General features: G+C 71.4%; 18 protein-coding genes. 7 read left to right on the forward strand and 11 right to left on the reverse strand.

Annotation, left to right across the window (positions count from 1 at the left end):
* Positions 1 to 356 precede the first annotated feature (356 nt).
* The gene (locus HCK04_RS12265; RefSeq protein WP_168065868.1) at positions 357 to 518 is read left to right on the forward strand and encodes a hypothetical protein; all 162 of its coding nucleotides are present in this window, start codon (positions 357 to 359) and stop codon (positions 516 to 518) included.
* A gap of 406 nt (positions 519 to 924) precedes the next feature.
* Here the strand turns inward: HCK04_RS12265 and HCK04_RS12270 are convergent, their stop codons facing one another.
* Genes HCK04_RS12270 through HCK04_RS12280 form a run of 3 tightly spaced genes read right to left on the reverse strand, consistent with a single transcriptional unit; the run spans position 925 to position 4,289 of the window.
* The gene (locus HCK04_RS12270; protein WP_260617219.1) at positions 925 to 1,764 is read right to left on the reverse strand and encodes an ABC transporter permease; all 840 of its coding nucleotides are present in this window, start codon (positions 1,762 to 1,764) and stop codon (positions 925 to 927) included.
* On the reverse strand, positions 1,751 to 2,680 hold the full coding sequence (locus tag HCK04_RS12275; protein WP_142647310.1) for an ABC transporter permease: 930 nt from the start codon (positions 2,678 to 2,680) through the stop codon (positions 1,751 to 1,753). The genes HCK04_RS12270 and HCK04_RS12275 overlap by 14 nt, the downstream gene beginning before the upstream one ends.
* 7 nt (positions 2,681 to 2,687) lie before the next feature.
* The gene (locus HCK04_RS12280) at positions 2,688 to 4,289 is read right to left on the reverse strand and encodes an ABC transporter substrate-binding protein (RefSeq protein WP_142647311.1); all 1,602 of its coding nucleotides are present in this window, start codon (positions 4,287 to 4,289) and stop codon (positions 2,688 to 2,690) included.
* A 121-nt stretch (positions 4,290 to 4,410) separates the two neighbouring features.
* On the opposite strand from HCK04_RS12280, the gene HCK04_RS12285 reads away from it, so the two are divergent.
* From HCK04_RS12285 to HCK04_RS12295, 3 genes are read left to right on the forward strand one after another with little or no spacing between them, the layout of a single operon-like run.
* On the forward strand, positions 4,411 to 5,382 hold the full coding sequence (locus HCK04_RS12285) for a LuxR C-terminal-related transcriptional regulator (RefSeq protein ID WP_142647312.1): 972 nt from the start codon (positions 4,411 to 4,413) through the stop codon (positions 5,380 to 5,382).
* A gap of 57 nt (positions 5,383 to 5,439) precedes the next feature.
* Positions 5,440 to 6,255, forward strand: coding sequence for a DUF4253 domain-containing protein (locus tag HCK04_RS12290; RefSeq protein ID WP_142647313.1), 816 nt, complete (start codon positions 5,440 to 5,442; stop codon positions 6,253 to 6,255).
* A gap of 44 nt (positions 6,256 to 6,299) precedes the next feature.
* Positions 6,300 to 7,130: an SAM-dependent methyltransferase gene (locus HCK04_RS12295; RefSeq protein WP_240971350.1), complete on the forward strand. Its 831-nt coding sequence runs from the start codon at positions 6,300 to 6,302 to the stop codon at positions 7,128 to 7,130.
* Between the two features lie 16 nt (positions 7,131 to 7,146).
* On the opposite strand, the gene HCK04_RS12300 is transcribed toward HCK04_RS12295, so the two are convergent.
* Positions 7,147 to 8,145 carry a lactonase family protein gene (locus HCK04_RS12300; protein ID WP_142647314.1) on the reverse strand — a complete coding sequence of 333 codons (999 nt, stop codon included), beginning with the start codon at positions 8,143 to 8,145 and terminating at the stop codon, positions 7,147 to 7,149.
* A gap of 15 nt (positions 8,146 to 8,160) precedes the next feature.
* Positions 8,161 to 9,015 (reverse strand): universal stress protein, encoded by an 855-nt coding sequence (locus HCK04_RS12305; protein ID WP_240971358.1) that lies wholly within the window; start codon positions 9,013 to 9,015, stop codon positions 8,161 to 8,163.
* A gap of 473 nt (positions 9,016 to 9,488) precedes the next feature.
* On the opposite strand from HCK04_RS12305, the gene HCK04_RS41020 reads away from it, so the two are divergent.
* Positions 9,489 to 9,959 carry a hypothetical protein gene (locus HCK04_RS41020; protein ID WP_185948962.1) on the forward strand — a complete coding sequence of 157 codons (471 nt, stop codon included), beginning with the start codon at positions 9,489 to 9,491 and terminating at the stop codon, positions 9,957 to 9,959.
* A 166-nt stretch (positions 9,960 to 10,125) separates the two neighbouring features.
* Here HCK04_RS41020 and HCK04_RS12315 read toward each other — a convergent pair whose 3' ends face one another.
* From HCK04_RS12315 to HCK04_RS12325, 3 genes are all read right to left on the reverse strand, one after another.
* Entirely contained in the window at positions 10,126 to 10,917 is a 792-nt protein-coding gene (locus HCK04_RS12315) for a hypothetical protein (RefSeq protein ID WP_142647316.1), read from the reverse strand.
* A gap of 522 nt (positions 10,918 to 11,439) precedes the next feature.
* Positions 11,440 to 12,429 (reverse strand): nitroreductase family protein, encoded by a 990-nt coding sequence (locus tag HCK04_RS12320; RefSeq protein ID WP_142647318.1) that lies wholly within the window; start codon positions 12,427 to 12,429, stop codon positions 11,440 to 11,442.
* Positions 12,430 to 12,460: 31 nt separating this feature from the next.
* Positions 12,461 to 13,120 carry a CBS domain-containing protein gene (locus tag HCK04_RS12325; protein ID WP_142647319.1) on the reverse strand — a complete coding sequence of 220 codons (660 nt, stop codon included), beginning with the start codon at positions 13,118 to 13,120 and terminating at the stop codon, positions 12,461 to 12,463.
* A 292-nt stretch (positions 13,121 to 13,412) separates the two neighbouring features.
* Here HCK04_RS12325 and HCK04_RS12330 point away from each other — a divergent pair, with 292 nt between their 5' ends.
* Positions 13,413 to 14,114 carry a CBS domain-containing protein gene (locus tag HCK04_RS12330; RefSeq protein ID WP_142647320.1) on the forward strand — a complete coding sequence of 234 codons (702 nt, stop codon included), beginning with the start codon at positions 13,413 to 13,415 and terminating at the stop codon, positions 14,112 to 14,114.
* Positions 14,115 to 14,320: 206 nt separating this feature from the next.
* Here the strand turns inward: HCK04_RS12330 and HCK04_RS42230 are convergent, their stop codons facing one another.
* Together HCK04_RS42230 and HCK04_RS42235 are read right to left on the reverse strand one after the other, a co-directional pair.
* Positions 14,321 to 14,542, reverse strand: a complete 222-nt coding sequence (locus HCK04_RS42230; protein WP_221889903.1) for a hypothetical protein — start codon at positions 14,540 to 14,542, stop codon at positions 14,321 to 14,323.
* The gene (locus HCK04_RS42235; protein ID WP_221889904.1) at positions 14,539 to 14,811 is read right to left on the reverse strand and encodes a hypothetical protein; all 273 of its coding nucleotides are present in this window, start codon (positions 14,809 to 14,811) and stop codon (positions 14,539 to 14,541) included. Before HCK04_RS42235 ends, HCK04_RS42230 begins: the two co-directional genes overlap by 4 nt.
* Before the next feature lie 1,043 nt (positions 14,812 to 15,854).
* On the opposite strand from HCK04_RS42235, the gene HCK04_RS12340 reads away from it, so the two are divergent.
* Positions 15,855 to 16,652 (forward strand): PRC-barrel domain-containing protein, encoded by a 798-nt coding sequence (locus HCK04_RS12340; RefSeq protein ID WP_142647321.1) that lies wholly within the window; start codon positions 15,855 to 15,857, stop codon positions 16,650 to 16,652.
* A gap of 356 nt (positions 16,653 to 17,008) precedes the next feature.
* On the opposite strand, the gene HCK04_RS12345 is transcribed toward HCK04_RS12340, so the two are convergent.
* The gene (locus tag HCK04_RS12345; protein WP_142647322.1) at positions 17,009 to 17,617 is read right to left on the reverse strand and encodes an FxsA family protein; all 609 of its coding nucleotides are present in this window, start codon (positions 17,615 to 17,617) and stop codon (positions 17,009 to 17,011) included.
* Between the last annotated feature and the right edge of the window lie 32 nt (positions 17,618 to 17,649).

The raw sequence follows: 17,649 nt of genomic DNA on the forward strand, positions 1-17,649 counted from the left end.
TGCCGACCTCCCCGGAGCACCAGACACGATCATGGCCCCACCATGCCCTCCCACCACCCCACCAGCACAAACCCCCGCAGAAGCCCCGGCACAACCAACCGGCACGCACACGACCCAGACACCCGACACGGACAGCCCCGACACGGGGGAACACGACAACGCCACACCACAGGACGAATCAAGAGGAACACTCATCCAACGCGACCTCGAAACACCACCCTTTTGACGCCCCCTCGCCTCCGGCACCGTTCGAGGGAGAAGCAGTGTCGGCCCCCGGCCCCGCATCCCGTTCGGGCACCGCGCCCGCCGCCGCGACGCTGAGCCCACGTCCGGCGCCACACGCGGCGCTGGCCCCTATGGCCTGGCCCCTATGGCCCTGGACCGTATGGCACTGGCCACTGGCCCCTGGTGAGGAACTGCACCTGTCGAACACCGCCTATTGGTCCACGCCGCTGCTCACCACCGCGCGGCGCGGGGCCGGGCCGCGGGCGTTCCGGGAGAACGACGGTGCGGCCTGACACATCGCCCCCAGTCGGCCCATTCCGTCCGCACGCAGCCGGTCGTAGTCCGTCAAGGCATGCGGGTGCGGCGTGCGCAACCGGTCCTCGCACACGCGTACGACCGCCTCAGCGGTGGAGTCGGCCACGTGCGACACGGCCGCACTCCATATCCTGCCGACGTCGAGATTTTGCCGACGTCGAGCAGGTCGGCTCCATGCCGAAGCGTCCTCACCGTGCTGACGGGCTGCTCCGGAATGTCCCGGCGCAGCCGTACGGGCTGAGGGCGAGCGGGAGGCGTTGCCGACACCGTGACCTGGGTGAGCAGCCGGTTCGCCGCCTGACGGGCGGCCGCTCCCTGAGCGGCGTGCTGCTGGGCCCTGCGCAGATCGGCCACCGCCACGACGAGACAGGCCGGCCTGCGAAGTCAGCGCAGGCGGGGGTCGAGGGCGTCGCGGACGACGTCGCCGAGCAGGAGGAAGCTCAGCACCGTGGCGGTGAGGAACAGCGCGGGGAAGAACAGCAGGTGGGGGTGATCGGCGAAGAACGTCTGGGCGATGTTCAGCTGCAGGCCCCACGACACCTCGGGGTACTGCAGGCCGACACCGAGGTAGTCGAGCGTCGCTTCACCGGCGATGACGTTGCCGACGTTCAGCATGGCCACGACGATGACCGGCGCGATCGCGTTGGGCAGGATATGCCGGAACATCAGCCTGCGGTCGCTCGCGCCCAGCATGCGGGCGGCGGCGACGAAGTCCATGTCCTTGACGGCGATGACCTGCCCGCGCATCAGCCGGGTCATGGTCGTCCAGCCGAGCAGCACGAGGACCAGTGTCATAGCCCATATCCCGTGGTCGGGGAAGGCGACCAGCACGACGGTCGCGCCCAGCACGAACGGGATGCCGAAGAACACGTCGGTGAGCCGGGAGATGAGTGCGTCGACGACGCCGCCGTAGTAGCCGCCCACCAGCCCCAGCAGGATGGAGATCAGCAGGGCGAAGACGGTGACCGCGACGCCGACCACGATGGAGGCCCGGGTGCCGTGCACGACCTGCGACCAGTAGTCGCAGCCCTGCAGGTCATACCCGAACAGGGCTCCGTCGGCCGGACCGTGTTTCGACATGCGCAGGTTGCACGCCTCGTTGGGGCCCAGGCGGGCGAACAGCCCGGGGAAGGCCGCCATCGCGAGGGCCACCACCAGGACGGCGGCCGAGAACCAGAAGACCACCCGGCCGCGCAGCTCTCCCCAGGCGTCACGCGCGAGCACGGCGGATCCTCGGGTCGAGCACGCCGTACAGCAGGTCGACGGCAAGGTTGGCGAGAATGAAGATCATGACGAGCAGGGTGACGACGCCGACGACGACGGGACCCTCCTGGAGCTGGATGGACTGGAACACCTGCTGGCCGATGCCGGGCAGGTTGAAGATGCCCTCGGTGACGACCGCTCCGGCCATCAGGTTGCCGAAGTCGACACCGAGGTAGGTCACGACGGGGATGAGCGAGTTGCGCAGCGCGTGCAGCCCCACCACCCGGCGCCGGGACAGGCCCTTCGCGGTCGCCGTACGCACGTAGTCGGCGCGCAGGTTCTCCACGAGGGAGGTGCGGGTGAGCCTTGCGACGTACGCCAGCCCGAACGAGCCGAGGACCATGCCGGGCAGGAGGTAGCTGCCCGGCCAGCCCTCGTCTGTCCCCGCGGTCGGGAACAGCCCCAGATTGAGGCCCAGCACGATCTGGGCCGTGTACCCGACGACGAACACGGGGACCGCGATGACGAACGTGGTGCCGGCGAGGACCGCCGTGTCGGCGGCCCCGCCGCGGCGCAGCCCGGCCAGGACGCCGAGGCCGATGCCGACGACGAGCTCGAAGATCCAGGCGGTCAGCGCGAGCTGCGCGGTGACCGCCCACCGGTCCTGGAGGAGCTCGCTCACCGGCTGGCCGGTGAACGTCTCCCCCAGGTCGCCCCGGAACACCCCGAGCATGTAGTGCCCGTACTGCACGAGCAGCGGCTCGTCGAGGTGGTAGCGCGCCCGCATCACGGCGAGCACCTGCTCGGGCACCGGCTTGTCGCCCGCGAGCGCCAGGATCGGGTCGCCCGGCAGTGCGAACACCATCGCGTAGATCAGGAAGGTGGTCGCGAAGAACACCGGGATCGCCTGGGCCAGGCGCTGCGCGGCGTACCTCACCCTCGGGTCACCCCTGCTTGACGCTGATGGCGTCGAGGTTGGCGCTGTACGGCGTGACGTTCACTCCGCTGAGCCGGTTGGAGTAGCCGATCTGGTCCTGCCAGTTCCACAGCGGGATCATCGGCATCTCGGCCAGCGCGATGTCCTCGGCCTTCTGGTAGAGCGGGAGGCTCTCGTCGAAGGTCGGGGCGGTGTTGGCCTGGTGGATGAGGTCGAGGAACTCCTTGTTCTCCCAGCCCATCCGGTTGCCCTCGCCCCACATGGACTCCAGGTAGTTCTGCGGGCTCGGGTAGTCCATGACCCAGTTGTTGCGGTAGGGCCCGTCCTGCTTGTGGGCGCGGAGCGTCGACAGGTAGTCGGACGCCGGGATCTTGCGGAACTTGATGTCGGCGATGCCGAGGTTCTGCTTGAGCTGGTTGGCGATGGCCGTCATCCACTGCTCGTAGCTCGGGTCGGCGTTGGAGAACCACAGGTTCAGCGTGCCGCTGAAGCCGCCGGCCTGGTCGAACAGCGCCTTGGCCTTGGCCGGGTCGTACGTGCACGCCTCGCCGCAGGCGTTCTCGCGGTAGCCGGGCACCAGCGGGGCCAGCAGCGACGCCATCGGCTTGAACGTGCCGTTGTAGACCGCGTCGACGATGGCCTGCCGGTCGATCGCCATGGAGAAGGCCTTGCGCAGGTCGGGGTTGGCGAACCGCTTGTCGTAGACGGGGAAGCCGAGGTAGTCCATCGTGCCGCCGGCCGTCGCCACGAACCGGTCGCCGAGCAGGTTCTTGGCCTCCGGCGCGCTCGCCGGGGGGATCGTGAGCTGCAGGTCCACCCGGCCGGCCCGCAGGTCGGTGTAGGCGGTGTCGCGGCTGGCGTAGATCTTGAAGGTCACCTCGTCGGCCTTGGCCGCGCGCTCGCCGGTGTAGGTCGGCGAGCGCTTGACCTTGATCTGCTTGTCGTGTTCCCAGGCGCCGTCGAGGACGAACGGCCCGTTGCCGATCGGCGCCTGGTCGTACGCCTTGAGGTCGTCGAACGCGGCCTTCGGCATCGGCGCGAACGCGATCCACGCCAGCGTGATCGGGAACTGGCTGAACGGCGCGGTGAGCGTGACCTCAAGGGTGGTGTCGTCGACGACCTTGAGACCGCTCAGCTTGTCGGTGGAGGGCTCCCCGCTCTCGGGGTTGAGCTCGTCGTAGCCCTCGATCTTGTCGAAGTAGTAGTTGTTGGTCCACCCGTTGGGCCCGTACGCGGTCGCATTCCACGAGTCGGCGAAGCTCTGCGCGGTCACCGGCTCGCCGTTGCTGAACTTCCGCCCCGGCTTGATCTTGATCGTCCAGACCTTCTGGTCGGTGCTGGTGACCGACTCCGCCGCCCGCATCTGCGGCTTGCCCGTCGCGGGATCGATGGCGACCGGTGTGTCGAACAACGCGTCGAGCACGGTGAGCGAGTAGCTGCTCGACGTATTGCCGGGGGTGAGATGGTCGGGTTCGGTCAGCGCGACCGAGAACGCGTTCGCCGCCTTGTCACCGCCGCCGCCGTCGGACGACGACCCTCCCCCGCACCCACCGCTCAGCATGATGGCCGCCACAGCGAGGGCGGCCGCCCGGCTTCTCGTGACCCTCACTGGTCCTCCACCTCATCCGTCGTGTTGCGGGTGAGGGTAGGAAACGGGGCCGCCGACTGCATCGGAGACTTTACGTATTCCTTGCGCAACCTTTACCGGGCAGGCTGAGCATGGAGGATCCATGGATGCAATCAGCCTCAGCGCGCGGAGCCTGCACGCCGTCGCCGAACTGGGTTTCCAGGTGGCCCGGCAGGGGGCGCACGGGGCGATGACCGCGCTGGGCGAGGTCATCCCCGTGGAAGCCTACGAGTTCGTGGCGTTCGACCCGGCGACCGGCCGGCACCGTTCGCTGGTGGCGTCGGGGTACGCGCGGGTGGACGACGACGCCGCGGAGGAGTACGCCCGGCTCGACGCCTACCGCCGCGCCATGTCGCAGCGCACGCCCGTCGTCATGGGCTCCCCCGGCACCGAGCGCTACTTCCGCCGCCACCTGGAGCCGTACGGCTGGCGCGCGGGGATCACGACGCCGCTGTTCCTGACCGGCGGGCGCTACACCGGCATGCTGCACGTCAGCTCCCGCGCGGACCTGCCGCCCGAGGCGCCCGCGGTGATCAGCGCGGTCTCCCCCGCCCTGGCCCACCTCACCGACGTGACCCGCTGCGTCATCGACCCGCTCGGCCTGCCGCCCGGCTTCCACGCCGTGGCGTACGAACGGGGCGGGCGGCGCAGGGACGTGGCCGGATGGCCCCCGTCGGAGGTGCTCGCGGCCGAGCCGGCGATGGCGGAGCTGGCCAGGGCGTTCATCGACTCCCGCGAGCTGTCGCGCCGGGGCCTGTGGCTCGACGGCACCGGCCAGTGGCGCGAGCTGCGCCTGCACCGGGCGGGTGTGGGCTTCCACGGCTCCATCCAGGGCGCGGTCATCGCCGAGCGCCCGTGTGCCCTGCCCTACGACCTGACCTCGCGGGAGATAGAGGTGCTCACCCGGGTCGCGCAGGGCGACTCCAACCCGCAGATCGCCGCCGCGCTCGTGCTGAGCGTGCGCACCGTGACCACCCATCTGGAGCACATCTTCGCCAAGCTGGGCTGCGACAGCCGTACGCGCCTGACCACGAAGGTGCTGGCCGAGGGATTGTGCCGGCTCGACATCCCGTGACCCCGTAATGATCGCCCTCGCGGGACGCGCCGAGGCCGGGTCCGACATTATTGGCGCATGTCGGTTCACGAGCGTCGGCGGCTCCCCACGGGTCTGGAGCTGCTGTTCGGCGACGGCGGCGACGGCCGGGTGCTGTCCGTCGAGCTGCCGTCCGGGTCCCTCGTGTGGCCTGACCCCGACTACGACAAGCTGCGCACCCATCATCGCCCCTCCTTCTGGCTGAGCGACGAGCCGGTGCCGGCCGGGCTGTGGGCCCGGTTGCGTGCCGAGCACCCCCGGTCGGGCCTGTGGCCGGTGCTGCTGGAGGACGGCGTGCAGCCCTGGTCGGCCGGGCAGATCGCGCCGGACTCGCCCGCCCAGATCGACTACTACAGCGCGGCCGGGTTCATGGCCGAGACGTGGCAGGACCTGCTGCTGGGCCACGAGGCCTACCTCGCGCCGTTCGGGGCCGAGTGCCCGGGGATCGCGCCGCCCGCCGCGCTCGTGGCCGACCCCGACGTGGTCGCCGACTGGTACGCCGACGTGGTGGCCGAGCGGATGACGCCGCTGGGGCTCGCGGCGGTGAACCGCGGCGCCGACGCCATGGTCGCCATGGGCTGGCAGGGGGCGCTGCACCACAACGAATGGACCGTGCCGCTGGCGGCCGTCGTACGCAGCTGGGAGGAGCGGTTCGGGGCGCGGGTGGTCGGCATGGGATTCAACACGCTGGAGCTCAGCATCGCCGCGCCGCCCGCCACGCCCGCGCACGCGCTGCACGTGGCGGCCGAGCACTGGACGTTCTGTCCCGACAGCATCCTGCAGGGCCCGGGCACGCTCGCCGACTACGCCGAGCAGATCGTAGGCCAGAACGCCTGGTCGTTCTGGTGGGATTAGGGCGATAATTACCCGCGGACTGTTGGTGATCGAGGGGAGGCGGTTTGAGCGGCACGGAGCCGGGCGGGGGTGAACGGCCCGCGAAGGCGGCGGGTCTGAGCACCGGCACCGCGAACATCGCCAGGATGAGCGACTATCTGCTCGGCGGCAAGGACAACTTCGCGGCCGACCGCGAGTTCGCCGAGCGGCTGATGGCCATCGCTCCCGAGGTCAAGACGATGGCCGTGGACACCCGCGAGTTCCTCGAACGGGTCGTGCATTTCCTCATCGGGCAGGGGGTGCGGCAGTTCCTCAACATCGCGTCCGGGCTGCCGACCCGGCGCAACACCCACGAGGTCGCCCAGGAGCTCGCCCCCGACGCCCGCGTGGTGTACGTGGACGACGACCCGGTGGTGCTCAACCACGCGCGGGCCATGCTCGCCCGTGATCCCGGCACCGGGGTGGTCGACGGCTCGATCCTGCGCCCGGCGGAGATGCTGGCCGACCCCGAGATGGTCCGGCTCATCGACTTCGAGCAGCCGGTGGCCGTGCTGATCCCGGCCCGGCTGCAGTATCTTCCCGACGCCCTCGAGCCGTACAAGTGCGTGGCCCGGGTGCGCGACCACCTCGCGCCGGGCAGCTACCTCGCCATCGGTCACGCGGTCTTCGACAGCCGTCCCGAGCTGGCCGGGCCGATCGTGGACCTGTTCCAGCACATCGTGCCGCAGGCCCACGACGCACCGCGCGACCGCGAGAAGGTGCTGCGCTTCTTCGACGGCACCGAGCTCGTCGAGCCCGGCCTCGTCTACATCCGCCAGTGGCGGCCGGACACCCCGCAGAGCACCGGCCAGGCCCAGCGCGTGTGGATCGTCGGCGGCGTCGGCCGGGTGCCCTGACGGCCTACCCGGGTCTCTACCGGATGAGCACGCACGAGGGGGTGCCCACCGCCAGCGCCTCGCCGACCGGCTCGGGCAGCCCGTCCTTGAGCACCAGCAGGGCGATGGAATCGGACCGCTGGTTGGCGACGTAGAGGCGGTCGCCGTCGATCGCGAAGTGGCGCGGCCAGCTTCCGCCCGACGGCACTTCGGACACCATCGTGAGGCGGGGTCCGTCGACCTCGAAGACGCTGATGGTGTCCGGCCCACGGTTGCCGACGTAGAGGTAACGGCCGTCGGCGGACAGTGCGATGTGGGAGGGCAGGTTCTCCTCGCCCTCCAGTACGGCGTCGCTCGCCCGCACCGCTCCTGCCTCCCGCCACTCGGCGTCATAGACGCGCACGCTGCCGTCGAGCTCACCGGTGACGTACCAGTAGCCCTCGTGGTGCAGGAAGTGCCGGGGGCCGCTGCCGGAGGCCAGCCGTACGGGGCCGTCCGGGTGCGGGCGCATGCCGGGCAGGAAGCGGCGCATCTCGTCGGTGCCGAGGTCGCTCACGTACAGCACGCCGTCGGGCCCGAAGACCGCCTCGTGCGCGTGCGGGCACTCCTGCCGGTCGGGGTTCGGGCCGTGGCCCTCGTGCCGGAACGTCAGCGGCTCGGGCTCGGGCATCCCGTCCTCGCCCAGCCGGTAGGCCGTGACGGTCCCGTCACCGTAGTTGGCGATCACCAGCCACCGGCCCTCGGGGTCGATCGCCAGGTGGCACGGCAGCGAGCCGCCGCTGGTGTGCTCGGCCAGCAGCCGGGGGGCGGGATCCTCGTCGGCGAGGACCGCGAGCCCGCCGTCCTCGGCACGTTCGAGCACGGCGTACAGCAGCGGCAGCCGCGGGTGCGCGATGACGAACGACGGCCCGGAGACGGCCGTCTCGGCCACCGCCTCCAGCCGCCCGTCCGGGTGCTGCCGGGCCACCGTCAGGCCGGGGCCCGACCCCTCCGTGTCGGGGGTGTATCCACCGATCACCAGACCGGGTCGGGACATTCGCCCTCCAAAGGATCAAAACGTTGGGGTATCGCATGTTATCGGCCAGGCGGGGCCCGGGTGGACGACCGCCACCGGGCAGGGGGCGCGCCGCAGCAGTCCCTGCCCGACCGAACCGAGCAATCCCGCTCCCGTTCTGTGTGCCCCCACGACCAGCAGCCACGCCTCCCGGGCGCACGCCAGCAGGGCGGGCAGCGCCGGCCCCTGGACGACCCTGGTCTCGATCGCGAGCCGGGCCCGGCAGCGCAGCCGCCACGGCTCGGTCATCCGCGCCAGCGCCCGCTCGCCCTCCGCCGCGTGCCCTCTGGTGGCGTGCACCACGGTCAGCGGCAGCGACCTGCCGCGGGCGACCTCCACGGCGAAACGCAGCACGGACTCCGCCTCGGCACCGGCCTCCGCCGCCGCGTCGATGCCCGCCACGACACCTCCGGCGGGCGGCGCGGACGCCTGCGCGCCCACCACGACGACCGGGCAGACGGCGTGCGCCGCCGCGTACGCGCTGACCGAGCCACGCAGCAGCCCGGCCAGCCTGGCCAGCCCGCCCGCGCTCCGGCGGCCCAGCACCAGCATGGCGGCGTTGCCGCTGAGGCCGACCAGCGTGTCCCTGGGGTCTCCCCGCACGAGCACGGGACGAACCTCGCGGCCCGGCAGCAGGCGTTCGGCCAGCCGCACCCCCTCGAACAGCCGCAGCCCCGCCAGCCGGCGCTCCTCGGCGGCGACGGCCTCGGCGCGCTCCGGGTCGGCGCCGTCCCACACATGGCACACGGCGACGCCCGTACGGTGGCGGGCCCGGCACTCCGCCGCCGCCCACACGACCGCGGCCCGGCTCTGCCGGGTGCCGTCGTAGGCGACGACGATCTCCTGCTTCATCTCACTCACGCGGCCCGCGCCGCGCGCAGGACGCGCTCCATGAACCCAGCAGAGCACCCGGGCACCGGCCGCGGCTCCGGGCGAAAGCCACCGGCCCCCGGGACCTTCGGCCCGCAGGACCCACAGGACTCGCAGCCCCCGCCCGGCCTGACCTGGCCCGATGCGCTCCGGTTCGGCCACCTGCCCCCGGCGGCGAACCGGTCCCCCGGTGGGGCCGACGGCATCGTGCGGTCGGTGCGCGCCGCCGATGAGGTCGAGGCGAAACCTTCCCGCGCCGCCGACGAGGGGCCGTCCGAAGGCCGGTCCGCGCGCCGGGGACAAAACGCGCCGGGACAGGGCGCACGAGCGCAGGACGCGCCGGGACAGGGTAATGATCCGTGCCGGACTTCCCCAGGACGCCGGCCGAGCCCAGCGATCCGGGCATATGCCCCATGTCGCTTTTATCCACCGATGCATGGGCGGGTGGTTGCCAGGTGTCTCGGCACTGCGCGGACGTCTTCAGAATCGACCTCGTCGCGGCGGTGCGGCGGCTCGCGGTGGCCGCGCTCGTCGTCTCGATGGCCGGCCTCGCCCTCGCGGAATCGGCGGAGGCGGCCTCCGCTCCACTGCGCCGCAAGCCCCACGGGCCCGCGGCCACGAAGGCGGCAGCCCGTGCACAGGCCCGCGCCAAGGCTGCGGCACAGGCCAAGGCCCAGGCGAAGGCACAGGCCAAGCCCAAGCCCGGCCCGTACGGTTACCAGGCGGTCCGAGGCGGGCGTACCAGCGCCAAGCAGTACAAGTCGGGCCAGGGCAGAAACATTCAGAACCTCAACGGCGTTTTCACGCCCTCACTGCTGAGCGGCCCGCAGTCGACCTCCGTCACGTCCGCCGGAAAGATCACCAGCCAGGGCGGCTTCTGCGCCCCCGGCAGCCGATCGTGCGACATCTCGCAGAGCATGAGGTGATCAGCGAAGCGGCACGCATCATCGGAGGCGGGTGAACGGGCGAGGGACCGAAGACGACCGCCCGCGGCAGCACGTGCGCCCGATCCCGGGTGACCAGCACAGCCGACCAGGCCGCCACTGCCAAGGACCACTGCCACCAGACGAGGCTGCGGCTCGGCCGGCGCACTCAGATCTGGTGACGGCGCCATCTCCGGTCGGCCACCGCCCAGGCGGCCTCCCATTCGCGGTAGCGCCTGCGGTCCAGCCGGCGGCGCGCGAGCGCGAAGCAGGCCCAGGCCAGAACGGCGACGCTCGCGACGACGCCGGCGGCGGCCAGGACCGCCCTCGTCACCGTCTCGGCCCGATGCGGCGGCGGCGCGGCCGGCCTGCCCTCGGCGTCCACCCACAGCCGCGCGTTCGCCGGGCCGTCCCGCAGGATGAGCGCCACCGGGACCACGCCCTCCCGGACCTCCCCGGACGGCAGCGTCCAGCGCACCGAACTCGCCACGGGCACACCGCGCCCGCCCGCCGGTACGGCGAGGCTCTCCCCGGCGGAAGCGGCCTCGAGCGAATCGGCCCGGGCAGACGCCGCCCCGGCGGAGGCCACCTGGACGGAAGCGGTGCCGATGGAAGCAGCCCCGGCGGAAGCCGCCTGGACGGGACCGGCCTCAGCAAACTCAGCTCGGGCGGAACCGGCCCCGGTGGAGGCAGCCCCGGCGGAAGCCGCCTGGATGGGAGCGGCTCCGACAAGGGTGGCCTCGACCAGGTGGCGTGCCCCCGGCCCGACCCGCTCGGCCGCGACGCCGGCGTCGTACACGGTGTGAGCGGCCAGCGCCGCGGGCCACACCGAGAACAGGACGGCGGCCAGCGCCGCCGCCGCGAGCGCCGCCTCGATCCGGTCGGAACGGCGGCGCAGCGGGTTGTGATCAGGCCGGTAGCGACGTAACCGCGACACAACCCAGCGGGCGATCGGCCTCATGGCGCACCTCCTGTCGGGCCTCAGGAGATCCCACTTCCCCGGGCGGGCCCGTCCACGCCCGCCCGGGAAAGCCCTCCCGGAAGCCTCCGGGGAAGCTCCCCGGGGGTGGCCCCGGGGAGCCAGGGGAGCCAGGGGAGCCCCAGCTCAACTTCGACCGGGCGGCGGCGGACACGACCTTGCCCTTCTCCGCGGGCGTCAGCAGGCCGGCCGCGACCCACTCCTCGGCGCTCCTCCCAGCCGCCCGGCGGCTGTGCGCCGAGGGTACAAAGCGCCGGACCCAGATGCGGGACCCAGATGCGGGACCCAGATGCGAGGCTCAGGCGCGGGGCCCAAGCACGGGACCCAGATGCGGGCCCAGACGCGGGACCCAGGCGCGGGACCCAAGCACGTCCGTGCCGGTGGCGTCCATCGCCGCCGCGTGGGCCTTCGGCCCCGGCTGGGCATGCCCGACGACCAGGCGCTGGCGTTCACCTGGGGCTGGTCCACGGCGGTCGCGGCGGCCTGGGGGTCAGGGGCGCGCGGTCACTCCATCACGTCGGAGGCGGCGCGGCGGACGCTCTCGCTCTCGTCGATGACGAACCCCAGCCGCATGATCATCTGCGGTGCCTCTTCCGAGCACAGGTGCCTGCGGATGAACTCCCGCAACTCCGGCATCTCCAGCGCCTGGGTGTGGAACGCGACGCTCACGCCGTACGCGGAGGCGTGCAGCAGCATCCGCTGCAGCGCCTCGCCCGCGCGCAGCCAGTCCTCCCGGCGGTCGCCCGCGGTGGTGAGCAGCGCCACGAGACCCGTCGAGGTGCACACCCGCTCGTCCGGTGCCATCCCCCACTCGTGGCCCCGGGCGTAGTCCCGCTGCGCGAAGTGCTGGGGCTGCGTACGCCGGGGATCGGTCGGATAACCGCCCGCGGGCACGCCGTCGCGGCGCGAGCTGCCGGGCGGCCGGGCCCAGCGCATGAGTTCGAGGACGAACAACCGGTCCTGCGACTGCACGTCCTGGGCCGCGCCGGTGAGCGCGGCGAGCACCCGCGCGGACGCATCCGATCTGATCGGCATCAGGTGGCCGTCCTCGGCCGCCGCCTCGGTCACGAGCGCGTCGACCAGCGGATCGGGCACCGGCAGGGCGGTGAACCCCGACCGGTGGGTGCGGCGGCGCTCGATCTCCGCGTGCAGCAGGCGGGTGTGCTCGCCCGGCTCCCGCCCCGGCCTCACCCGTACGGTGGCCAGCAGCAGCGGGCGCTCCGGGTCGGGGAAACGCCGCACCTGGGGTTCATAGCCGAGGGCCTGCAGCGTGATCCGCACGTTCAGCAGCGCGGCGCCGCAACTGATCGTCATCTGCCGGCCGGTGGGGTCGGAGACCCGCAGCTTCCTGTCGGGGTCGGCGCGCAGGCAGATCTCGTCCCCGGAGACGCCGAACGACCAGGGCTGGGTGTTGTGGATCGAAGGCGCCCACAGCGCCGCCTCCACCGCCGTCCTCGCGGCCTGCGCGATCCCTTCAGCGGTCCGAGTGTTCACGGTTCCCTCCCCTGGCGGTTCCGGGGTTCGGTCAGAGCAACGGCGGGGCGATCAGCAGGTCGTCCACGAGGAAGGCGAGGTCGGCGTCCACCTCGACGACGCCCTCGACACGGCGTACGGCGTGCAGCAGCGGCTTGATGTCCGACCTGCGGGGCACCTGCCCGCTCATCGTGACCACGCCGCCGGAGACGGTGATCCGGAGGTCGTCGGGGGCGAGGTTCATCAGGGCGGCGATCTCCTCGATGTCGGCCAGGATGTCCTCCGCCGGGCGCACGAACACCCGCAGCAGGTCGCCCTGGTGGACCGTCCCCACGATGCGGCCGGTCATGGCGTCGATCACTGGCAACTGCTTGATCCGGTTGCGGTGCATCAGCCGGGCCGCGTCCCGCACGGACGTGCCGCCGGTGACAGTGATCGCGGGACGCGTCATGATCTGGCCGGCCGTCGTGCCCGCCGCCTTCCGGCGCTCCTCGCGCCTGCGGGGACCGTCGAGCACGCTCTCGACCGGATCGATCTCCTTCAGCAGGATGTCATCCTCCGACACCACCCCGACCGGGCGCCGGTCGGCGTCGATCACGGTGACCGCGCCCACCTTGAACCGCTGCATGGTGGCGACCAGGTCCGCGAACGACGCGTCCATCGGCACCGCGATCGCGACCTTGCCCATGACATCCTTCACCTTCGCCGTCATGACGACGCCTCCCATCTCTCAGTGCCCAGCGTGCCTCCGCCGTGTCTTGCCAGGTCAGCGGTGAAGGTCCTCACCCCCTGGGACTTTCGGCCACCCGTCGCGCCGCCCACCGCGCCACACCCTCCGCCACACGGTCCGCCATACCGTCCGCCGCGTCACCGTCCGTCGCGCCGCCCGGGGCAGGGCATGGCGAAGGGCCCTGTGGCCAGGGCCCTCCGTCCCTTCGTTTCCGGCCCGTACGGCGATGCGATGGGTATGAGACCGGCAGCGGGCCCGTAGAGGGGAGCCGATCATGCACATGAAGGTGCGGGACGTCATGACGAGCGAGGTCGCCTCCGTCAACGGCAGCACGCCGTTCAGGGACGTGGCCGAGGTCCTCATCGCGCACGAGGTCAGCGCCGTGCCCGTCGTCGACGGCGAGGGCCACGTGGTCGGTGTGGTCTCCGAGGCCGATCTGCTGCGCAAGGAGGAGTTCCGCGAGCAGTACTACCGCGAGGGCTACCGCCCGCCGCTACGCGCCCGCCTGCGCGAGGCCATGGGGCACCGGGCCGCCAGGGTCCAGGAGCGGGCCCGTGGGGCGACCGCCGCCGAGCTCATGTCCGCCCCCGCGATCACCACCCGGCCGTACACCAGCGTGGTCAGCGCCGCACGCGAGATGACCCGGCACGGGGTCAAGCGCCTGCCCGTCGTGGACGACGAGGGCGTGCTCGTGGGCATCGTCAGCCGCCACGACCTGCTCAAGGTCCTCGCCCGCGCGGACGCGGACATCGCCCGCGAGGTGCGCGAGGACGTCATCGGCAACTGCCTGTGGGCCGACCTGTCGGGCGTCGAGCTGTCGGTGTCGGAAGGCGTCGTGACGCTCACCGGCAGTCTGGAGCGCCGCTCGCAGGCGCGGGTGCTCACGCGGATGGTCGAACGGACCAACGGCGTGATCGGGGTCGTCGACCGCCTGGAATGGAAGGAGGACGACGTCGGCCCCTGGGAAGAGCCCTGACCGGGCGCTGTCCCGCCTCGCTCGCCGGAGCGACGGAAACACCGAACACCCCTGCCCGGCCATCAGGAAGGGCAAGGGTGTTCCGGCGCGTTCTGGCGCTTTTATCGCCTCAACAGGCCGTGAGCGGCGACGGCCGCGTCCCGCCTCTGGCAAGCCCGATTATCGATGGCACGCCGGCCGAAGACGTGATCGCTCCGCTCGATTGGTCAGGATGCATTGGCGCAGATCGCGAACGGGCGGAAAACCGCCGTGAACTGGCTGTTGTTGAAGAACACCAGACTCCACCCCGTATTTGTGGCGTTCGGCGCGGATGTAACGTTGGAGACGACGCTGTCTTCGACCGAAATACCCCCGGACAACAGCTGATATCCCCCGGAAATCACCACCGTCCCGGCGGGGCACAAAGCTCCTCCGCTCGCGACGTTCACCCCTCCGGGCACGGTGATTTCGGGTCCGGTGACGACCTGATAGCCCGAAACTCCCGCAGGCCCAGCGGGCCCAGCCGGACCAGCGGGACCTGCCGGACCGGTCGCCCCAGCAGGACCGGTAGCCCCAGCAGGACCGGTAGCCCCAGCGGGACCAGCAGGACCGGCGGGACCTGCCGGTCCAGCGGGACCTGCGGGACCCTGGGCGCCCGTCGGCCCCTGCGGACCAGCCGGGCCAGCCGGACCAGCCGGGCCCGCGGGCCCTCGCTCACCGGGCGGACCGGCCGCCCCCTTGGGACCCACCTGCCCCTTGGGACCCACCTGCCCCTTGGGACCTGCCAGCCCCTGCGGACCCGCGGGCCCCCGCGCGCCGGGCGCACCGGCAGGCCCTGCCGGACCCACCGGCCCTTGCGGCCCCGCCACCTGGCTCTGGCGAGGCTCCCCGTCCGAACTCAGGACAGCGTGCTGCGTGCTCAAGGTCTGCGCCGTCGCGTCAGAGTTCTGCCAGTTGTACGGCAGTGCCGACGACGTCGTCTGCGTCTTCTGAACCGGCGTCAGCACCTCGGTGAGATCCCGCAGCATGTTCTGCTTCTGGTTCACATCCTGACGCCCGTGTTGCCGCTGCTTGTTCTTGCTCTTGTTCTTGTTCTTCTCGTTCGGGTCCGAGCGATGAGAGGAGCGAACGGCGAGGAGAAGGTGTCCATAGCGAACTTGAGAGACGGCCTCACGTGCAGCACTGGCAGATTCGATGGCGACGACGTCAGTCACGGAGACGGCACCGGCGGTCAGCACGGTGCCGATTGCGAAAACCCTGAACAGGCTGCCGAACGTGGGCAACTTGATCTCCTCTTATGGGATTCCACACATAGATGTGCGATGTCGGAATTTCCGGGAGAAGCCCGTAGGCCACAGGTCTCCCGGCACGGATCATCCTGCATCCATTCATTTAGCTGCGCTCGCGCCGACACACAGGCGTCGAACGCCGCCACCCGTTTGTTTGTCGCGTTATTAATTGCGGCCTTCGAGGTGGTCCGCGACCGTGAAAAGCCGCGACCGGGATCGCATCCGTCCGGCTCGGGGCGGCACATTCGATCCCGGAGGGCGGTGGAATCCCTCTCGCCCGGAATAAGGGAAGCGGTGATTTTTCACGACGAACGGCGGACATCACAAAACAGCGCGCCACCTGCGCCGATAGCAGAATCTTCGGACGCGATAGGCGCACTCGACGGGATCTGTTCTGGAAAAAGTGGTTTCCGCTCTCCCTACGGCGGTAGCGAAGTAAGAGACCGACCAAGCGAGAGACAAGGAGAAGCACGTGATCACTCGCGAGCAGATCCCCATGGTGCTCGGCAACCCGGTCCGCGACCTCAACGGCGACAAGATCGGCGAGGTCGCGCAGGTCTTGCTCGACGACGCGACCGGACGGCCGAAGTGGCTCTGCGTCAAGACCGGGCTTCTCCACACCAGGAAGACCTTCGTCCCGCCGCACAAGGCGACCCTGACGGCCGGCCATGTCGAGGTCCCGTACGACAAGGAGCGCGTCAAGAGCGCGCCCGACGTGCGCCTTGAGGCCGACGGCCACCTGTCCGCCGAGCAGGAGCGTGCGCTCTACCGCCACTACGACATGGACTGGGACGCCGCCTGGGAGCGCGCCAACAGGCCCGGCAGCCTCACCGGCTGGGCCGCCAGCGCCGGGCGACGTGAACGCGAACGGCTGGGGATCGGCGCGGACGGACGCCGGACCTACGCGGACGGACGCCGGATCTACACGGACTACGCCGTGACCCGCGTCGGGGATCGGTACGGCGTGGACGACCCGGCGCTCGGCTCCAGGGACCGGCTGGACGCCGACATCCCCGGCACGCGCCCGGGCGAGCCGCTGGGGCCGCGAAGCCCCGAGACGCTGCCCGAGCAGTTGTTCGGCGCGGGCGATCCCTCACGCACGACGAGCGAGTGGTATGCCACGGAGGACCCGGCGGCCCGGGCGCTGGAACGGTTCGGCACCGGCGATCCGCTGACGAACGCCGGCGACAGGTTCGTCGTCTACCGGGACGCCCGTGATCTGGACATCCGCCGCCGCGGCATCCCCGGCCGCGACGAGCCGTGCCTCTGACCGGAGGAACCCAGCACCGGAAAAACCCCAACTGGAGAAACCGGAACCGGAAGAACCCGAACCGGAAAGAGCCGGCGAGCCGCTCGCCGATCAGCCCCCGTTGCCCCGGTGTGCCTCCGCCCCGCCCCGGGGCAACGGCATACCCGTGCCCGGCCGTTCCCGGCCCCAAGGCCACAGCGCGCCCGGCTCCGTGCCCGGCTCCGCAGACTCCGCCCCCGCCCCGGGAACGGCATACCCGTGCCCGGCCGTTCCCGGCCCCAAGGCCACAGCGCGCTCGGCTCCGTGCCCGGCTCCGCAGACTCCGCCTCCGCCCCGAGGTAGCGGCATGCCCGGCTCGGGGGTGTTTCGGCCGCCTGTCAGTCGTCGTCGACGACCTCGCCGTGGACCACGCGGCCCCTGCCCGCTCCTGCGGGCCCGCCGAAGGCGTCCGCCCCGTCGAACCCCCCGGCCCCGTTGAACCCGGCCCCGTTGAACCCGGTCCCGTTGAACCCAGGCCCGTTGAACCCGGTCCCGTTGAACCCAGGCCCGTTGAACCCGGTCCCACCGAACCCGGCGGTCCCGTCGAAGAGCGGCGCGTACGGCGAGCGGGCGGCGAGCGAGCGCACCCTGCGGCCGAGGAACCACGACACCCAGCGCCGGGCGATCGGCCGGGTGAACGGCAGGATCATGAAGAACCCGAACACGTCGCTGATGAAGCCGGGGGTCATCAGGAGGGCGCCGCCTGCGACGATCAACGCGCCGTCGGCGAGCTCCTTGTCGGGCATGCGTCCCGACTCGATGGCCGCGCGCAGCGCCGCCCACGCCCGCCGGCCCTCACGGCGCATCAGCCAGGCGCCGAGCATGCTGTCGGCGATGAGCAGGGCGACGGTCTCCCATCCGCCGATCACGGATCCCACCTGGATCAGGAACCAGATCTCCAGGACGGGAACCACGAGGAACGCGAGGAACAGCCCGATCCGCACCATGTCTTGCCCCACTCACCCGGCACTCGTACGTC

Origin of the sequence: Microbispora sp. CL1-1, assembly GCF_012034195.1 — a bacterium.
In the GTDB taxonomy this organism is placed as follows: Bacteria; Actinomycetota; Actinomycetes; order Streptosporangiales; family Streptosporangiaceae; genus Microbispora.

What these genes read in the sequence shown, in the direction of transcription:
- HCK04_RS12265 (WP_168065868.1), top strand. Translation starts at nt 357, where the DNA reads ATGGCCTGGCCCCTATGGCCCTGGACCGTATGGCACTGGCCACTGGCC.
- HCK04_RS12285 (WP_142647312.1), top strand. Translation starts at nt 4,411, where the DNA reads ATGGATGCAATCAGCCTCAGCGCGCGGAGCCTGCACGCCGTCGCCGAA.
- HCK04_RS12290 (WP_142647313.1), top strand. Translation starts at nt 5,440, where the DNA reads ATGTCGGTTCACGAGCGTCGGCGGCTCCCCACGGGTCTGGAGCTGCTG.
- HCK04_RS12300 (WP_142647314.1), bottom strand. Translation starts at nt 8,145, where the DNA reads ATGTCCCGACCCGGTCTGGTGATCGGTGGATACACCCCCGACACGGAG.
- HCK04_RS12305 (WP_240971358.1), bottom strand. Translation starts at nt 9,015, where the DNA reads ATGAAGCAGGAGATCGTCGTCGCCTACGACGGCACCCGGCAGAGCCGG.
- HCK04_RS12315 (WP_142647316.1), bottom strand. Translation starts at nt 10,917, where the DNA reads ATGAGGCCGATCGCCCGCTGGGTTGTGTCGCGGTTACGTCGCTACCGG.
- HCK04_RS12325 (WP_142647319.1), bottom strand. Translation starts at nt 13,120, where the DNA reads ATGACGGCGAAGGTGAAGGATGTCATGGGCAAGGTCGCGATCGCGGTG.
- HCK04_RS12330 (WP_142647320.1), top strand. Translation starts at nt 13,413, where the DNA reads ATGCACATGAAGGTGCGGGACGTCATGACGAGCGAGGTCGCCTCCGTC.
- HCK04_RS12345 (WP_142647322.1), bottom strand. Translation starts at nt 17,617, where the DNA reads ATGGTGCGGATCGGGCTGTTCCTCGCGTTCCTCGTGGTTCCCGTCCTG.